General features: G+C 68.9%; 11 protein-coding genes and 1 pseudogene. 10 read left to right on the top strand and 2 right to left on the bottom strand.

The genetic code is table 11. The features are described 5' to 3' along the window. Positions 1-3 precede the first annotated feature (3 nt). From ABGB19_RS16935 to ABGB19_RS16920, 4 genes are all read left to right on the top strand, one after another. The gene (locus ABGB19_RS16935; RefSeq protein ID WP_347687113.1) at positions 4-810 is read left to right on the top strand and encodes an ABC transporter ATP-binding protein; all 807 of its coding nucleotides are present in this window, start codon (positions 4-6) and stop codon (positions 808-810) included. After that, complete coding sequence (locus tag ABGB19_RS16930; RefSeq protein WP_347687112.1) at positions 803-1,708, top strand: glycosyltransferase family 2 protein; 906 nt, start codon at positions 803-805, stop codon at positions 1,706-1,708. Before ABGB19_RS16935 ends, ABGB19_RS16930 begins: the two co-directional genes overlap by 8 nt. Continuing rightward, positions 1,705-2,535 (top strand): ABC transporter permease, encoded by an 831-nt coding sequence (locus ABGB19_RS16925; protein ID WP_347687111.1) that lies wholly within the window; start codon positions 1,705-1,707, stop codon positions 2,533-2,535. Before ABGB19_RS16930 ends, ABGB19_RS16925 begins: the two co-directional genes overlap by 4 nt. Before the next feature lie 69 nt (positions 2,536-2,604). Further along, entirely contained in the window at positions 2,605-2,919 is a 315-nt protein-coding gene (locus ABGB19_RS16920; RefSeq protein ID WP_347687110.1) for a zf-TFIIB domain-containing protein, read from the top strand. A 61-nt stretch (positions 2,920-2,980) separates the two neighbouring features. Here ABGB19_RS16920 and ABGB19_RS16915 read toward each other — a convergent pair whose 3' ends face one another. Continuing rightward, positions 2,981-3,745, bottom strand: a complete 765-nt coding sequence (locus tag ABGB19_RS16915) for a phosphotransferase (protein ID WP_347687109.1) — start codon at positions 3,743-3,745, stop codon at positions 2,981-2,983. Positions 3,746-3,754: 9 nt separating this feature from the next. Beyond that, positions 3,755-4,225, bottom strand: a complete 471-nt coding sequence (locus tag ABGB19_RS16910) for a carboxymuconolactone decarboxylase family protein (RefSeq protein WP_347687108.1) — start codon at positions 4,223-4,225, stop codon at positions 3,755-3,757. Between the two features lie 13 nt (positions 4,226-4,238). On the opposite strand from ABGB19_RS16910, the pseudogene ABGB19_RS16905 reads away from it, so the two are divergent. The 6 genes and pseudogenes from ABGB19_RS16905 (at position 4,239) to ABGB19_RS16880 (ending at position 13,288) form a co-directional block, all read left to right on the top strand. Continuing rightward, a pseudogene (locus tag ABGB19_RS16905) lies at positions 4,239-5,538 on the top strand (PLP-dependent aminotransferase family protein). A 50-nt stretch (positions 5,539-5,588) separates the two neighbouring features. After that, positions 5,589-5,984: a GtrA family protein gene (locus ABGB19_RS16900; protein WP_347687227.1), complete on the top strand. Its 396-nt coding sequence runs from the start codon at positions 5,589-5,591 to the stop codon at positions 5,982-5,984. Positions 5,985-6,024: 40 nt separating this feature from the next. Then, positions 6,025-7,395 (top strand): FAD-binding oxidoreductase, encoded by a 1,371-nt coding sequence (locus ABGB19_RS16895; protein WP_347687107.1) that lies wholly within the window; start codon positions 6,025-6,027, stop codon positions 7,393-7,395. After that, positions 7,396-8,178 (top strand): decaprenylphospho-beta-D-erythro-pentofuranosid-2-ulose 2-reductase, encoded by a 783-nt coding sequence (locus tag ABGB19_RS16890; protein ID WP_347687106.1) that lies wholly within the window; start codon positions 7,396-7,398, stop codon positions 8,176-8,178. It begins immediately after the preceding gene. Continuing rightward, complete coding sequence (locus ABGB19_RS16885) at positions 8,178-10,058, top strand: galactan 5-O-arabinofuranosyltransferase (protein ID WP_347687105.1); 1,881 nt, start codon at positions 8,178-8,180, stop codon at positions 10,056-10,058. Before ABGB19_RS16890 ends, ABGB19_RS16885 begins: the two co-directional genes overlap by 1 nt. Positions 10,059-10,069: 11 nt before the next feature. Next, the gene (locus ABGB19_RS16880; RefSeq protein WP_347687104.1) at positions 10,070-13,288 is read left to right on the top strand and encodes an arabinosyltransferase domain-containing protein; all 3,219 of its coding nucleotides are present in this window, start codon (positions 10,070-10,072) and stop codon (positions 13,286-13,288) included. Positions 13,289-13,293: the final 5 nt, after the last annotated feature.

The following is a 13,293-nucleotide window of genomic DNA, read 5'->3' as shown; positions in this document are numbered from 1 at the left end:
GAGTTGACCCCCCATATCGAGACGCACAACGCGTGGGTGGAGTTTCCCATCTTCGACGCGAAATCGCGCTCGCTGAAGAAGGCTTTCCTCGGCAAGGCCGGCGGCGCGATCGGCCGCAACGAGTCCAACGTCGTGGTCATCGAGGCGTTACGGGACATCACCATGTCGCTGGAACACGGCGACCGGGTCGGCCTCGTCGGACACAACGGGGCGGGCAAGTCCACGCTGCTGCGGCTGCTGTCGGGCATCTACGAACCCACCCGCGGCGTGGCGACCGTGACCGGCCGGGTGGCGCCGGTGTTCGACCTCGGCGTTGGCATGGACCCGGAGATCTCCGGTTTCGAGAACATCATCATCCGCGGGCTGTTCCTCGGCCAGACCCGCAAACAGATGCTGGCCAAGGTCGACGAGATCGCGGAGTTCACCGAACTCGGCGACTACCTGTCGATGCCGTTGCGCACGTACTCCACCGGTATGCGGGTGCGCCTGGCGATGGGCGTGGTGACGAGCATCGACCCGGAGATCCTGCTGCTCGACGAGGGCATCGGCGCGGTCGATGCCGAATTCTTGAAGAAGGCGCAGAGTCGCCTCCAGGAACTGGTCGAGCGATCCGGGATACTGGTGTTCGCCAGTCACTCCAATGAGTTCCTGGCCCGGTTGTGCAAGACGGCGATGTGGATCGACCACGGCACCATCAAGATGACGGGCGGCATTGAAGACGTGATACGTGCCTACGAGGGCGAGGATGCCGCGAGGCATGTTCGAGAGACGCTCAAGGAGACCCGGCGAGAGTCCGTGCCGCATGACTGACACGGTGTTCGCCGTTGTGGTCACGCACCGGCGTCCCGATGAGCTCGCCAAGTCGCTGGACGCGCTGACATCGCAAACCCGCCAGCCGGACCATCTGGTGGTGGTCGACAACGACGACGACCCGCGGGTCCGGGAATTAGTGCAGGCGCAGCCCCTCCCGTCGACCTATCTGGGATCGATGCGCAATCTTGGGGGAGCCGGCGGGTTCGCGCTGGGGATGTTGCATGCCCTCGCTCTGGGCGCCGACTGGTTATGGCTCGGCGACGACGACGGTCGGCCAGCCGATTCCGAGGTGCTTTCGACCCTGCTCGCGTGTGCCGAGCTGCATGGCCTCGCCGCCGTGTCACCGATTGTGGGCGACATGGCCGACCCGAAGCTACTGGCCTTCCCATTGCGGCGGGGTCTGGTCTGGCGCCGTCGGGTCGACGAGCTGCGCACCGAGGGTGCAGGACAGGACCTGTTGCGCGGCATCGCGTCGCTGTTCAACGGTGCGCTGTTTCGAGCTTCGACGGTGGAAGCAATCGGCGTGCCCGATCTGCGGTTGTTCGTGCGCGGAGACGAAGTCGAGGTACACCGACGTCTGCTGCGGTCCGGGCTTCCTTTCGGCACCTGCCTGAATGCGGTCTTCCTGCACCCACAGGGATCCGACGAGTTCAAACCGATCTTCGGCGGCCGCATGCACACGCAGTACCCGGACAACGAGACCAAGCGCTACTTCACCTATCGCAACCGCGGTTACCTACAGAACCAGGCCGGGCTGCGCAAGTACATCCCTCAGGAATGGGTCCGTTTCGGGTGGTTCTTCCTGGTCACCCGCCGGGATCTCCGTGGGTTCCGGGACTGGATCGAATTACGTCGTACAGGTCGCAAGGAGAGGTTCGGAAGGCCGCCACAGTGACGTTCACCGACGCTGCCGCGCAGTCGAGGACATTGAGCAGGGCCTGGGGCGATCTGGTCGCCGGCTTCGGCAAGCGCGAACTGTGGTTGCACCTGGGCTGGCAGGACATCAAACAGCGCTACCGCCGTTCGGTGCTCGGACCGTTCTGGATCACGATCGCCACCGGAGCGACCGCGGTCGCGATGGGGCTGTTGTACTCCAAGCTGTTCAAACTCGAGCTGTCCGAACACCTGCCATACGTGACGCTCGGGCTGATCGTGTGGAACGTGATCAACGCGGCGATCCTGGAGGGCGCCGACGTGTTCGTCGCCAACGAGGGCCTGATCAAACAGTTGCCGACGCCGCTGTCGGTGCACGTCTACCGGCTGGTGTGGCGGCAGATGATCCTGTTCGCGCACAACATCATCATCTTCGTCATCATCGCGATCATCTTCCCCAAGCCGTGGACGTGGACCGACCTCGCGGTCATCCCCGCGCTGGCGCTGATCGTGCTCAACTGCGTGTGGGTGTCGCTGTGCTTCGGCATCCTGGCCACCCGCTACCGCGACATCAGCCCGCTGCTGTTCAGCCTGGTGCAGCTGCTGTTCTTCATGACGCCGATCATCTGGAACGAGTCCACACTGCAGCAGCAGGGCGCCGCGTCCTACGCGAAGGTCGTCGAGCTGAACCCGCTGCTGCACTATCTCGACATCGTGCGAGCGCCGCTGCTGGGCGCCGACCAGGAGCTGCGGCACTGGCTGGTGGTCATCGTGCTCACCGTGATCGGCTGGATCATGGCGGCCTTCGCCATGCGCCAGTACCGTGCCCGCGTACCGTACTGGGTCTGACTTTGCTCCGCGAGCAGCTGTAGGGGGCGGGCGCGGAACCCGACAGCCTTCGCGCGGCGTTATGCAGTTATGAGCATCCCGCCATATCAACCACCGTCGTCCACGCCGGCAAGTGCAGGGACGATGACCTGCCCGAAGTGCGCCGGCGCCATGAAGACCTACGATCGCAACGGCATCCACCTCGAGCAGTGCGACACCTGCCGCGGCATCTTCCTGGACTTCGGTGAGCTCGAGGCGCTCACGCAGATGGAGAACCGATTCGCCCAAACCCCGCCGCCGCCACCGCCTGCGCAAGCCGGCTACGGCTACGGGCCCGGATGGGGTCATCGCGGCAACAAGTACTACCGCAAGCAGGGCTTCGGCCGGCTGTTCTTCTCCAGCTAGTGAGGCGATTCTCCCGACTGTGAATGGACTTCGAAGATCCGCACGAAATTTCGCAGTGGGTTCACAGTCGGTGGTCGAAAGAGCTCATCCGGGCGCATGCCGCGCGCAGCAGGTCGTCGTCGGGATGGTGCGCGGCGGCCTGGACCACCGCGGCGCGCGCGTACGGTTCGAGCACCGGCCACGGGTCGCCGTCCGGCAACGCCGGCCCGGCCGCGTCGCGGTAGCCGTCGACGAACAGCACCCAATCCTGGTCGGTGACGAGCCCGGCCGCCCAGAACCCCGCCGGGCGGGCCAGATCCCATGCCGGGTCGCCGACGCCGAGATCGTCGACGTCGATGAGCAGCCACGGCGCGTCCGCACTGCGGCGGCCGAGTTGGCCCAGGTGCCAGTCGCCGTGCACCAGCGTCCGGGGCCGCTCCGCCGACCCGGCCCGCCACGCCGCGTCGGGCAGGTCGGCGGCCGCACGCCGGATCACCGGGTCGCCGCCGTCGCGCAGCACATCGACCGCCCTGCGCACCCGCTCCGGCCAGCCGTGCGGCGGCACCCGCGGCGGCCGGGGTTCGCGGTGCAGCCGGGCCAGTAGAGCGCCCGCATCCGCCCACGGCACGCACTCCGGTTGCGGCGCAACGGTTTCCACGCGTGGCCACCGGGTCCGCCACCGCTCGCCCACCGGCTCGGGCGCCATCACCAGCGGCGACAGCAGACAGTCCGACCGGGCGGCGATGCCCAGCCGGACCGTCAGAGCCCTCGGATCGGTCCCGGGTCGGTGCAGCTTGGACACGACGTCACCGTCGACGGCGATCTCCGCACCGGACCGGGTCTGCACACCTGGAACTTAGCGGCGCGGCGGTTCCTGGCGGACCGCGGCGTTGATGCGGTTCCACGCGTTGATGGTGACGGCCATCGCGATGACCTGTCCCAGTTCGCGCTCGGAGAACTCCGCGGCGGCGCGCGCGTACACATCGTCGGGCACGGGGCCGTAGCGCAATTCGGTGATGGCCTCGGTGAGCGCCAGGGCCGCGCGCTCCCGCTCGCTGAACAGGTCACCGGCCTCCTGCCAGGCGGCGAGCACATCGAGCTTCTGATCGCTGACGCCGTGCTTGCGGGCGTCGCGGGTGTGCATGTCGAGGCAGAACGCGCAGTGGTTGAGCTGCGACGCGCGGATCTTGATCAGCTCGCCGAGTTCGACATCGACGTCCTTGGCCGCCGCGTTGCTCAGCGCCATCATCGCGTCGAGCATCTCGGGCGAGGTCTTGTAGATCTTGAGGCGGTCGGCGGTGTCGCGGGATTGCAGTGTCTGTGTCATAGCATCGACGCTGATGCGCAATGTCCCATGTGCATGGTTCAATCCATTCGTGAATACGTGGGCCAATCCGGGCACTCGCGATCTGCACCTGGACCTGCGCGAGCGCATCACCCCCGGCACGCGGGGGGCGCGCGACCTGCTGCTCGGCGCCCTGCGCGACGCCGTGCGCTCGGGCCGGCTGGCCCCCGGAACGGTGCTGCCGCCGTCGCGCAGCCTGGCCGCCGACCTCGGGCTGGCCCGCAACACCGTCGCCGAGGCCTACGCCGAACTCGTCGCCGAGGGCTGGCTCGCGTCACGGCAGGGCGCGGGCACCCACCGAGGCGCTGCGCATGGGCGACCCTCGCGGGCGTCCCGAACTGCGCGAGGCCGTCGCCGACTACCTCGCCCGGGTGCGCGGGGTGCGCAACTCTGCCGAGACGATCGTCATCTGCGCGGGTACCCGGCACGGCGTAGAGGTGCTGGCACGGGTGTTCCGCGGTGAGCGCCCGATCGCCGTGGAGGCCTACGGGCTGTTCATCTTTCGTGACGCCATCGCCGCCCTCGGGATGACTACCGTGCCGATCGGCGTCGACGAGCGCGGCGCCGTCGTGGGCGATCTCGACGCGCTCGACGTTCCCGCGGCGCTTCTGACGCCCGCTCACCACAGCCCGTTCGGCATGGCACTGCACCCCTCGCGGCGCGCCGCCGCGATCGAGTGGGCCCACCGCACCAACGGCTATGTGATCGACGACGACTACGACGGCGAGTTCCGTTACGACCGCCAGCCGATCGGCGCGCTGCAGGCCCTGGGCCCCGACCGCGTCGTCTACCTCGGCTCGGCCAGCAAGAGCCTCTCGCCGGTGCTGCGGCTGGGCTGGATGGTGCTGCCCGGCGACCTGGTCGAACCGGTGCTCGAAGCCGGCGGCGGAGACCAGTTCTACGTCAACGGCATCGCCCAACTCACGATGGCCGACTTCATCGCAGGCGGCGCCTACGACAAGCACATCCGGCGTATGCGCCTGCGCTACCGGCGCCGCCGCGACATGCTGGTCGAGGCGTTGGGCCGCTTCGACATCGGGATCACCGGCCTCAACGCCGGGCTCAACCTGCTGCTGACGCTCCCCGACGGCGCCGAGCCCGAGGTGCTCCAGCGCGCCGGCGAGGCGGGTATTGCGCTGCAAGGGCTTTCGCTCATGCGCCATCCGCTGGCCGGGGCGGACGTGGCGGCTCCCGACGGCGTCATCATCGGCTTCGGCACACCCGCCGAGCACGCGTTCGGCGCCGGGGTCGACGCCCTGTGCGACCTGCTCGCGTCGAGCGGGCTGAGCCGCTGACCCGCTCGCCGCCGCACGCGCCGTAAGCTGCCCGGGTGGCCGAGCCCCCCATGCAGCCCAGTCTGAGCCTGGGCACCCAGGTGTGGCGGTTCGTCGTCACCGGCGGGCTCGCCGCCGTCGTCGACTTCGGGCTCTACGTGACGCTGCTCGCCGCGGGCCTGCACGTCAACGTCGCCAAGACCGTCAGCTTCGTCGCCGGCACCACCACCGCCTACCTGATCAACCGTCGGTGGACGTTTCAGGCGCCGCCGAGCACGGCCCGCTTCGTCGCCGTCGTCGCGCTGTATGCGGTCACCTACGCGGCGCAGGTCGGCATCAACTACCTGCTGTACATGGCGTGGGAGGACCGGCCGTGGCGCGTCCCCGTGGCGTTCGTCATCGCCCAGGGCACCGCGACGGTGATCAACTTCGTGGTGCAGCGCGCGGTCATCTTCCGCCTTCAGTAGTGACGGACCGCGCTGTCGGGCGCACGGTACCCTCGTCACGATGTCCGAGATCCTGGTGACGACCTCGCGCCGCCTGACCGGCTGGGCCCGCACCGCCCCGACGGTCGCGCAGGTGTTGTCGACGCCGGATGTCGAGACGATCGCCAAGGCCGTCAACCAGGCCGGCCAGCGTGGCGTCATCGCCCGCGGGCTGGGCCGTTCCTACGGCGACAACGCGCAGAACGGCGGCGGGCTGGTCATCGACATGACCGCGCTCAACCGCATCCACTCCATCGTCGCCGACACCCGCATGGTCGACGTCGACGGGGGGGTGAGCCTGGACACGCTGATGAAGGCGGCCTTGCCGTTCGGGCTGTGGGTGCCGGTGCTGCCGGGCACCCGGCAGGTCACGGTGGGCGGCGCCATCGCCTGCGACATCCACGGCAAGAACCACCACAGCGCGGGCAGTTTCGGCAACCACGTCCGTTCGATGGACCTGCTGACCGCCGACGGCGAGATACGGCGACTGACCCCGGACGGGGCCGACGGCGAACTGTTCTGGGCGACGGTCGGCGGCAACGGGCTCACCGGCATCATCCTGCGGGCGACGATCGAGATGACGCCCACCGAGACCGCGTACTTCATCGCCGACGGCGACGTCACCGGCAGCCTCGACGAGACCATCGCCTTCCACAGCGACGGCAGCGAGGACAACTACACGTATTCCAGCGCCTGGTTCGACGCGATCAGCGCACCACCGAAACTGGGGCGTGCCGCGATCTCGCGCGGCTCACTGGCGCGGCTCGACCAGTTGCCCGAGAAGCTGCAGAAGCACCCGCTGAAATTCGATGCGCCGCAACTGCTCACATTCCCCGACATTTTCCCCAACGGCCTGGGCAACAAGTTCACGTTCGGTCCGATCGGCGAGCTGTGGTACCGCAAGTCGGGTACCTACCGCAACAAAGTGCAGAACCTGACGCAGTTCTACCACCCGCTCGACATGTTCGGAGAGTGGAACCGCGCCTATGGATCCGCCGGATTCCTGCAGTACCAGTTCGTCGTGCCGACCGCCGCCGTCGACGAGTTCAAGAGCATCATCGTCGACATCCAGCGCTCCGGGCACTACTCCTTCCTCAACGTCTTCAAGCTGTTCGGTCCGGGTAACCAAGCGCCGCTGAGCTTTCCGATTCCCGGCTGGAACGTGTGCGTCGACTTCCCGATCAAGCCCGGGCTGGGTGAGTTCGTCACCGGCCTCGACAAGCGGGTGCTGAAGTTCGGCGGCCGGCTTTACACCGCCAAGGACTCCCGCGCCTGTGCCGAGACCTTCCACGCCATGTACCCGCGAATCGACGAATGGATTGCCGTGCGCCGCAAGGTGGATCCGGACGGCGTGTTCGCCTCCGACATGGCCCGACGTTTGGAGCTGTTGTAGATGGTGCTCGATGCCGTAGGTAACCCGCGGACCATCCTGCTGCTCGGTGGCACATCGGAGATCGGGCTGGCGATCTGCGCGCGCTACCTGCGCACCGCCCAGGCCCGGATCGTGCTCGCCGACCTGCCCAACCACCCCGGCAAGGACGCCGCCATCGCCGAGATGACCGCGGCCGGTGCGAAGTCGGTCGAGTGGATCGACTTCGACGGGCTCGACACCGAGAGCCACCCGAAGGTGATCGACGCGGCGTTCGCAGGTGGGGATGTCGACGTGGCAATCGTGGCGTTCGGCCTGCTCGGCAACGCCGAGGAGCTGTGGCAGGATCAGCGCAAGGCGGTGCAGATCGCCGAGATCAACTACACCGCAGCGATTTCCGTCGGCGTGCTGATCGGGGAGAAGATGCGCGCGCAGGGCTTCGGGCAGATCATCGCGATGAGCTCGGCCGCCGGCGAGCGGGTGCGACGATCCAACTTCGTCTACGGCTCCACCAAGGCCGGTCTGGACGGGTTCTACCTCGGGCTGGGAGAAGCGCTGCGCGAGTGCGGCGTTCGGGTGCTGGTGATCCGGCCGGGTCAGGTGCGGACCACGACGACGATCGAGCACTGGAAGGCCACCGGCGCCAAGGAGGCGCCGTTCACCGTCGACAAGGAATACGTCGCCGAACTGGCGGTCACGGCGGCGGCCAAGGGCAGGGAACTGGTGTGGGCACCGGGAGCGTTCCGGTACGTGATGATGGTGCTGCGCCACATCCCGCGGCCGATCTTCCGCAAGCTTCCCATCTGATGCGGGGCCCCCAGGCCCTGCCGGTCAAGGTGGCCGGCCAGATGACGGCGGCCGCCGCGGTCGCTGCCGTGGTCGCGGTGGTCTCCCTGCTCGCCATCGCCCGGGTCGAGTGGCCCGCCTACAACTCGTCGAACCAACTGCACGCGCTCACCACGGTGGGTCAATTCGCCTGTCTGGCCGGGTTGTTCGCGAGCGGCTGGATGTGGCGCCGGGGTCGGCGGACGCTCGCACGCGGCGCGTCGGCGGTGTTCCTGTCGGCGTTCGCGGTCGTGACGCTGGCGATGCCGCTGGGTGCCACCAAGCTGTACCTGTTCGGTATCTCCGTCGATCAGCAGTTCCGCACCGAATACCTCACGCGGTTGGCCGATGCGCCGGGGCTGCGCGACATGACGTACCACGGGTTGCCGCCGTTCTACCCGCCCGGCTGGTTCTGGGTCGGCGGCCGGCTGGCCGCGCTGACCGGGACGCCGGCCTGGGAGATGTTCAAACCGTGGGCGATCATCTCCATCACCGCGGCGATCGCCGTGGCATTCGTGTTGTGGGCGGCCATGATCCGCTTCGAGTACGCGCTGGTGGTGGCGACCGCCACGGCCGCGGTCACCCTGGCCTACTCGCCCGCCGAACCGTACGCGGCGATCATCACCGTGCTGCTGCCGCCGGTGTTCGTGCTCGCGTGGTCCGGGCTGAGGGGCCGGGCGAGGGGCGGCGGTTGGGCGGCGGTCATCGGCACCGGGATCTTCCTGGGTGTCGCGGCGCTGTTCTACTCGCTGCTGCTCGGCTACGCCGCGTTCACGCTGACGATCATGGCGGTGCTGCTGGCGGTCGCACGCCGCAGCATCGAACCGCTCCTGAGACTGCTCGTCATCGCGGTGATCTCGGCGGCCATGTGGTTGATCGGCCTGGGCCCGTGGCTGTTGGCCGCCGCCACGGGCGAGCCCGCGGACTCGGGCACCGCACAGCACTACCTGCCGTCTGCCGGCGCGCAGCTCGAGTTCCCGATGCTGCACTTCACGCTGCTGGGGGCGCTGTGCATGGTCGGCACATTGTGGCTGGTCTGGCGGGCCGGCTTCTCGACCCGGGCCGGTGCGCTGGCCATCGCGGTGCTCGCCGTCTACGCCTGGTCACTGCTGTCGATGCTGACCACGCTGGCGGGCACCACCTTGTTGTCGTTCCGGCTGCAGCCGACGCTGACCGTGCTGCTCACCGCCGCGGGCGCGTTCGGCTTCCTCGAGACGACGCTGGCCGTCGCCCACCGGTACCGGCCGCAGACCGCCCGGCGCGTCGTCGCGGCCGCGGCCACCCTGGGCGCGATCGGCGCCGTCACGTTCAGCCAGGACATCCCCGACGTGCTGCGCTCCGACATCGTCGTCGCCTACACCGACACCGACGGCTACGGTCAGCGCGCGGACCGCCGCCCGCCCGGCGCGGAGCGCTACTACCGCGAGATCGACGCCCGGATCACCGAGGCGACCGGCCGACCGCGCGACGAGACGGTCGTGCTCACCGCCGACTACAGCTTCCTGTCGTACTACCCCTACTACGGGTTCCAGGGGCTGACGTCGCACTACGCCAACCCGCTGGCTCAGTTCGAGAAGCGCGCCGACGCGATCGAGAGCTGGGCGACGCTCACCGACGCCGATGCGTTCATCGCCGCCCTGGACGCCCTGCCGTGGAAGCCGCCTACGGTCTTCCTGATGCGCCGCGGCGGCCCGTCCGGTTCGGCTGACACCTACACGCTGCGGCTGGCCTCCGACGTCTATCCCAACCAGCCCAACGTGCGGCGCTATCACGTCGCGCTGGACGAGGCGCTGTTCGACGACCCCCGCTTCGAGGTGTCCAGCATCGGGCCGTTCGTTCTCGCGATCCGCACGCCCAATTAAGATCAGGCCCCGTGATTGCCGCTGGGACGAACCATCGGACCGCGCGGCTCATCGCGATCGTCGCGGGGTTGCTCGGCGCTGTGCTGGCGATCGCGACCCCGCTGCTTCCGGTCACGCAGACCATCGCGCAGCTGAACTGGCCGCAGAACGGCGTGCTGGCCAGCGTCGACGCGCCGCTGATCGGCTACGTCGCCACCGACCTGGAGATCAGCGTGCCGTGCAGCGTCGCGGCGGGCCTGGCCGGACCGCAGAACCAGGGCCGTACCGTGCTGCTGTCGACGGTGCCCAAGCAGGCGCCGAAGGCGGTCGACCGCGGTCTGCTCATCGAACGGGTCAACAACGACCTGCTCGTCATCGTCCGCAACACCCCGGTCGTCAGCGCGCCGCTCGATCGGGTGCTCAGCCCGCAATGTGAGCGGCTGACGTTCACCGCGCACGCCGACAAGGTGACGGGCGAGTTCGTCGGCCTGGTGCAGGGACCCGATTCAGAGGACCCCGGCGAACCTCTGCGCGGGGAACGCAGCGGCTACGACTTCCGCCCGCAGATCGTCGGTGTCTTCACCGATCTGTCCGGACGCGCGCCCCCGGGCCTGCAGTTCTCGGCCACCCTCGACACCCGCTACAGCAGCACGCCGACGCTACTGAAGATGCTGGCGATGATCGTCGGCGTCGCGATGACCGTCGTCGCACTGGGCGCCCTGCACGTGCTGGACAGCGCCGACGGCCGGCGGGTCAAGCGCCTCCTGCCGCCGCGGTGGTGGTCGCTGCGGCCGCTGGACGGCGTGGTGACCGCGGTGCTGGTGTGGTGGCACTTCGTCGGCGCCAACACCGCCGACGACGGCTACATCCTGACCATGGCCCGGGTGTCCGAGCGCGCCGGCTACATGGCCAACTACTACCGCTGGTTCGGCACCCCGGAGGCGCCGTTCGGCTGGTATTACGACCTGCTGGCGCTCTGGGCGCAGGTCAGCACCAACAGCGTGTGGATGCGGCTGCCGACGCTGGTGATGGGGCTGGCCTGCTGGTGGGTGATCAGCCGCGAGGTCATCCCCCGACTGGGCCGCGCGGTCAAGACGACGCCGGCCGCGGCGTGGACGGCCGCGGGGCTGTTCCTGGCGTTCTGGCTGCCGCTGAACAACGGTCTGCGTCCCGAGCCGATCATCGCCCTCGGCATCCTGCTCACCTGGTGCTCGGTCGAGCGCGGGGTGGCGACCAGCAGGCTGCTGCCGGTGGCGATCGCCATCATCATCGGCGCCCTGACGCTGTTTTCCGGACCGACCGGCATCGCGGCCGTCGGCGCCCTGCTGGTCGCCGTCGGACCACTGAAAACCATCGTGGCCGCGCATCTCTCGCGATTCGGCTATCTGGCGCTACTGGCTCCGATCCTGGCCGCGTGCACGGTCACGATCATCCTGATCTTCCGCGACCAGACGCTGATCGGCGAACTGCAGGCCAACTCCTTCAAGTCGGCGGTGGGTCCCAGCCTGTCCTGGTTCGACGAGCACATCCGCTACGAGCGGTTGTTCACCACCAGCCCCGACGGGTCGGTGGCGCGCCGGTTCGCGGTGCTGACGCTGCTGCTGGCGCTGGTGGTGTCGGTGGCGATGTCGTTGCGCAAGTTCAGGATTCCGGGCACCGCACTGGGTCCGAGCAGGCGCATCATCGGCATCACGATCATCTCGTTCCTGGCGTTGATGTTCACCCCCACCAAGTGGACGCACCACTTCGGCGTGTTCGCCGGGCTGGCCGGTTCGCTGGGCGCGCTGGCGGCGGTGGCCGTCACCGCCGCCGCGATGCGCTCGCGCCGCAACCGCTCCGTCTTCGCCGCGGCGGTCCTGTTCGCGATGGCGCTGTCGTTCGCCACGGTCAACGGCTGGTGGTACGTCTCGAACTTCGGGGTGCCGTGGTCGAACCAGTTCCCCGAGTGGAAGTTCGGCTTCACCACCCTGCTGCTGGCGCTGTCGATCGTCGCGCTGCTCGCCGCGGCCTGGTTCCACTTCTCCGGCAGGGACGCGTCCCCGCCCGTCCCCCCGCATGGCCCATCCAAGGCGCAGCGAATCATCCAGGCGCCGTTGGCCATTGCCACCTGGGTGCTGGTGGTGTTCGAAGTGCTGTCGCTGACGCTGGCGATGATCGACCAGTACCCGGCCTGGAGCGTGGGCCGTTCCAACCTCGAGGCCCTGACCGGCAAGACGTGCGGGATGGCCGAGGACGTGCTCGTCGAGCAGGATCCCAACGCCGCGATCTTGACGCCTGTCGGCGTGCCCATCGGCGAGGGACTCTCGGTGACCGCACGGGGTTTCGGGCCCAACGGGATTCCTTCGGACATCTCCGCCGACGAGGTGATGAGCGGGCCCGGCACCGCGACCAACTTCGCCGACACCCCCGAGGGCGAGGACCAGGCGGGCGAGGCGGGCACCGAGGGCGGCACCACGGCCGCGGCGGGTGTCAACGGATCACGCGCCCGGCTGCCGTACGACCTCGACCCGACCCGCACGCCGGTGATGGGCAGCTGGCGCTCGGGCACCCAGCAGCCTGCGGAGCTGCGCTCGGCGTGGTACCGGTTGCCGCCACGGGACGAGGCCGGACCACTGCTGGTCGTCGCGGCGGCCGGCCGGTTCGATCCGGGCGAGGTCGTCGTGGAGTGGGCGACCGACGAGCAGGCCGCCGACGACGAACCCGGCGGTGGCGTCGGTTTCGCCGACGTCGGTTCCGCGCCGGCGTGGCGCAACCTGCGGGCGCCGATGACCGCGATCCCGCGCGAGGCCACCCAGGTCCGGCTGGTGGCCACCGACGACGACCTGAACCCTCAGCACTGGATCGCGCTGACGCCGCCGAGGACGCCGCAGCTGCGCACGCTGCAGGACGTCGTCGGCTCCGAGGACCCCGTGTTGCTGGACTGGCTGGTCGGTCTGGCGTTCCCGTGCCAGCGGCCCTTCGGCCACCGCAACGGCGTCGTCGAGGTGCCGAAGTGGCGCATCCTGCCCGACCGGTTCGGCGCGGAGGCCAACTCGCCGGTGATGGACAACCTCGGCGGCGGACCGCTCGGCATCACCGAGCTGCTGGCGCGGGCGACCACGGTGCCCACGTATCTGAAGGACGACTGGTTCCGCGACTGGGGGGCGCTGCAGCAGCTCACCCCGTACTACCCCGACGCGCAGCCGGCCCGGCTGGATCTCGGTTCCGCAACGCGTAGCGGCCTGTGGAGCCCGGCGCCGCTGCGTCACTGATCGCT

The organism is Mycobacterium sp. B14F4, from assembly GCF_039871645.1.
Taxonomy (GTDB): Bacteria; Actinomycetota; Actinomycetes; order Mycobacteriales; family Mycobacteriaceae; genus Mycobacterium.
The sequence above is the reverse complement of the archived record's forward strand: the minus strand, read 5'-3'. Positions and strand labels throughout refer to the sequence as shown.

Bases quoted from the DNA above. Each gene is read 5' to 3' on its own strand.
- ABGB19_RS16900 (WP_347687227.1), top strand. From the start codon at position 5,589: ATGCAGCCCAGTCTGAGCCTGGGCACCCAGGTGTGGCGGTTCGTCGTC.
- ABGB19_RS16885 (WP_347687105.1), top strand. From the start codon at position 8,178: ATGCGGGGCCCCCAGGCCCTGCCGGTCAAGGTGGCCGGCCAGATGACG.
- ABGB19_RS16920 (WP_347687110.1), top strand. From the start codon at position 2,605: ATGAGCATCCCGCCATATCAACCACCGTCGTCCACGCCGGCAAGTGCA.
- ABGB19_RS16890 (WP_347687106.1), top strand. From the start codon at position 7,396: ATGGTGCTCGATGCCGTAGGTAACCCGCGGACCATCCTGCTGCTCGGT.
- ABGB19_RS16895 (WP_347687107.1), top strand. From the start codon at position 6,025: ATGTCCGAGATCCTGGTGACGACCTCGCGCCGCCTGACCGGCTGGGCC.
- ABGB19_RS16930 (WP_347687112.1), top strand. From the start codon at position 803: ATGACTGACACGGTGTTCGCCGTTGTGGTCACGCACCGGCGTCCCGAT.
- ABGB19_RS16910 (WP_347687108.1), bottom strand. From the start codon at position 4,225: ATGACACAGACACTGCAATCCCGCGACACCGCCGACCGCCTCAAGATC.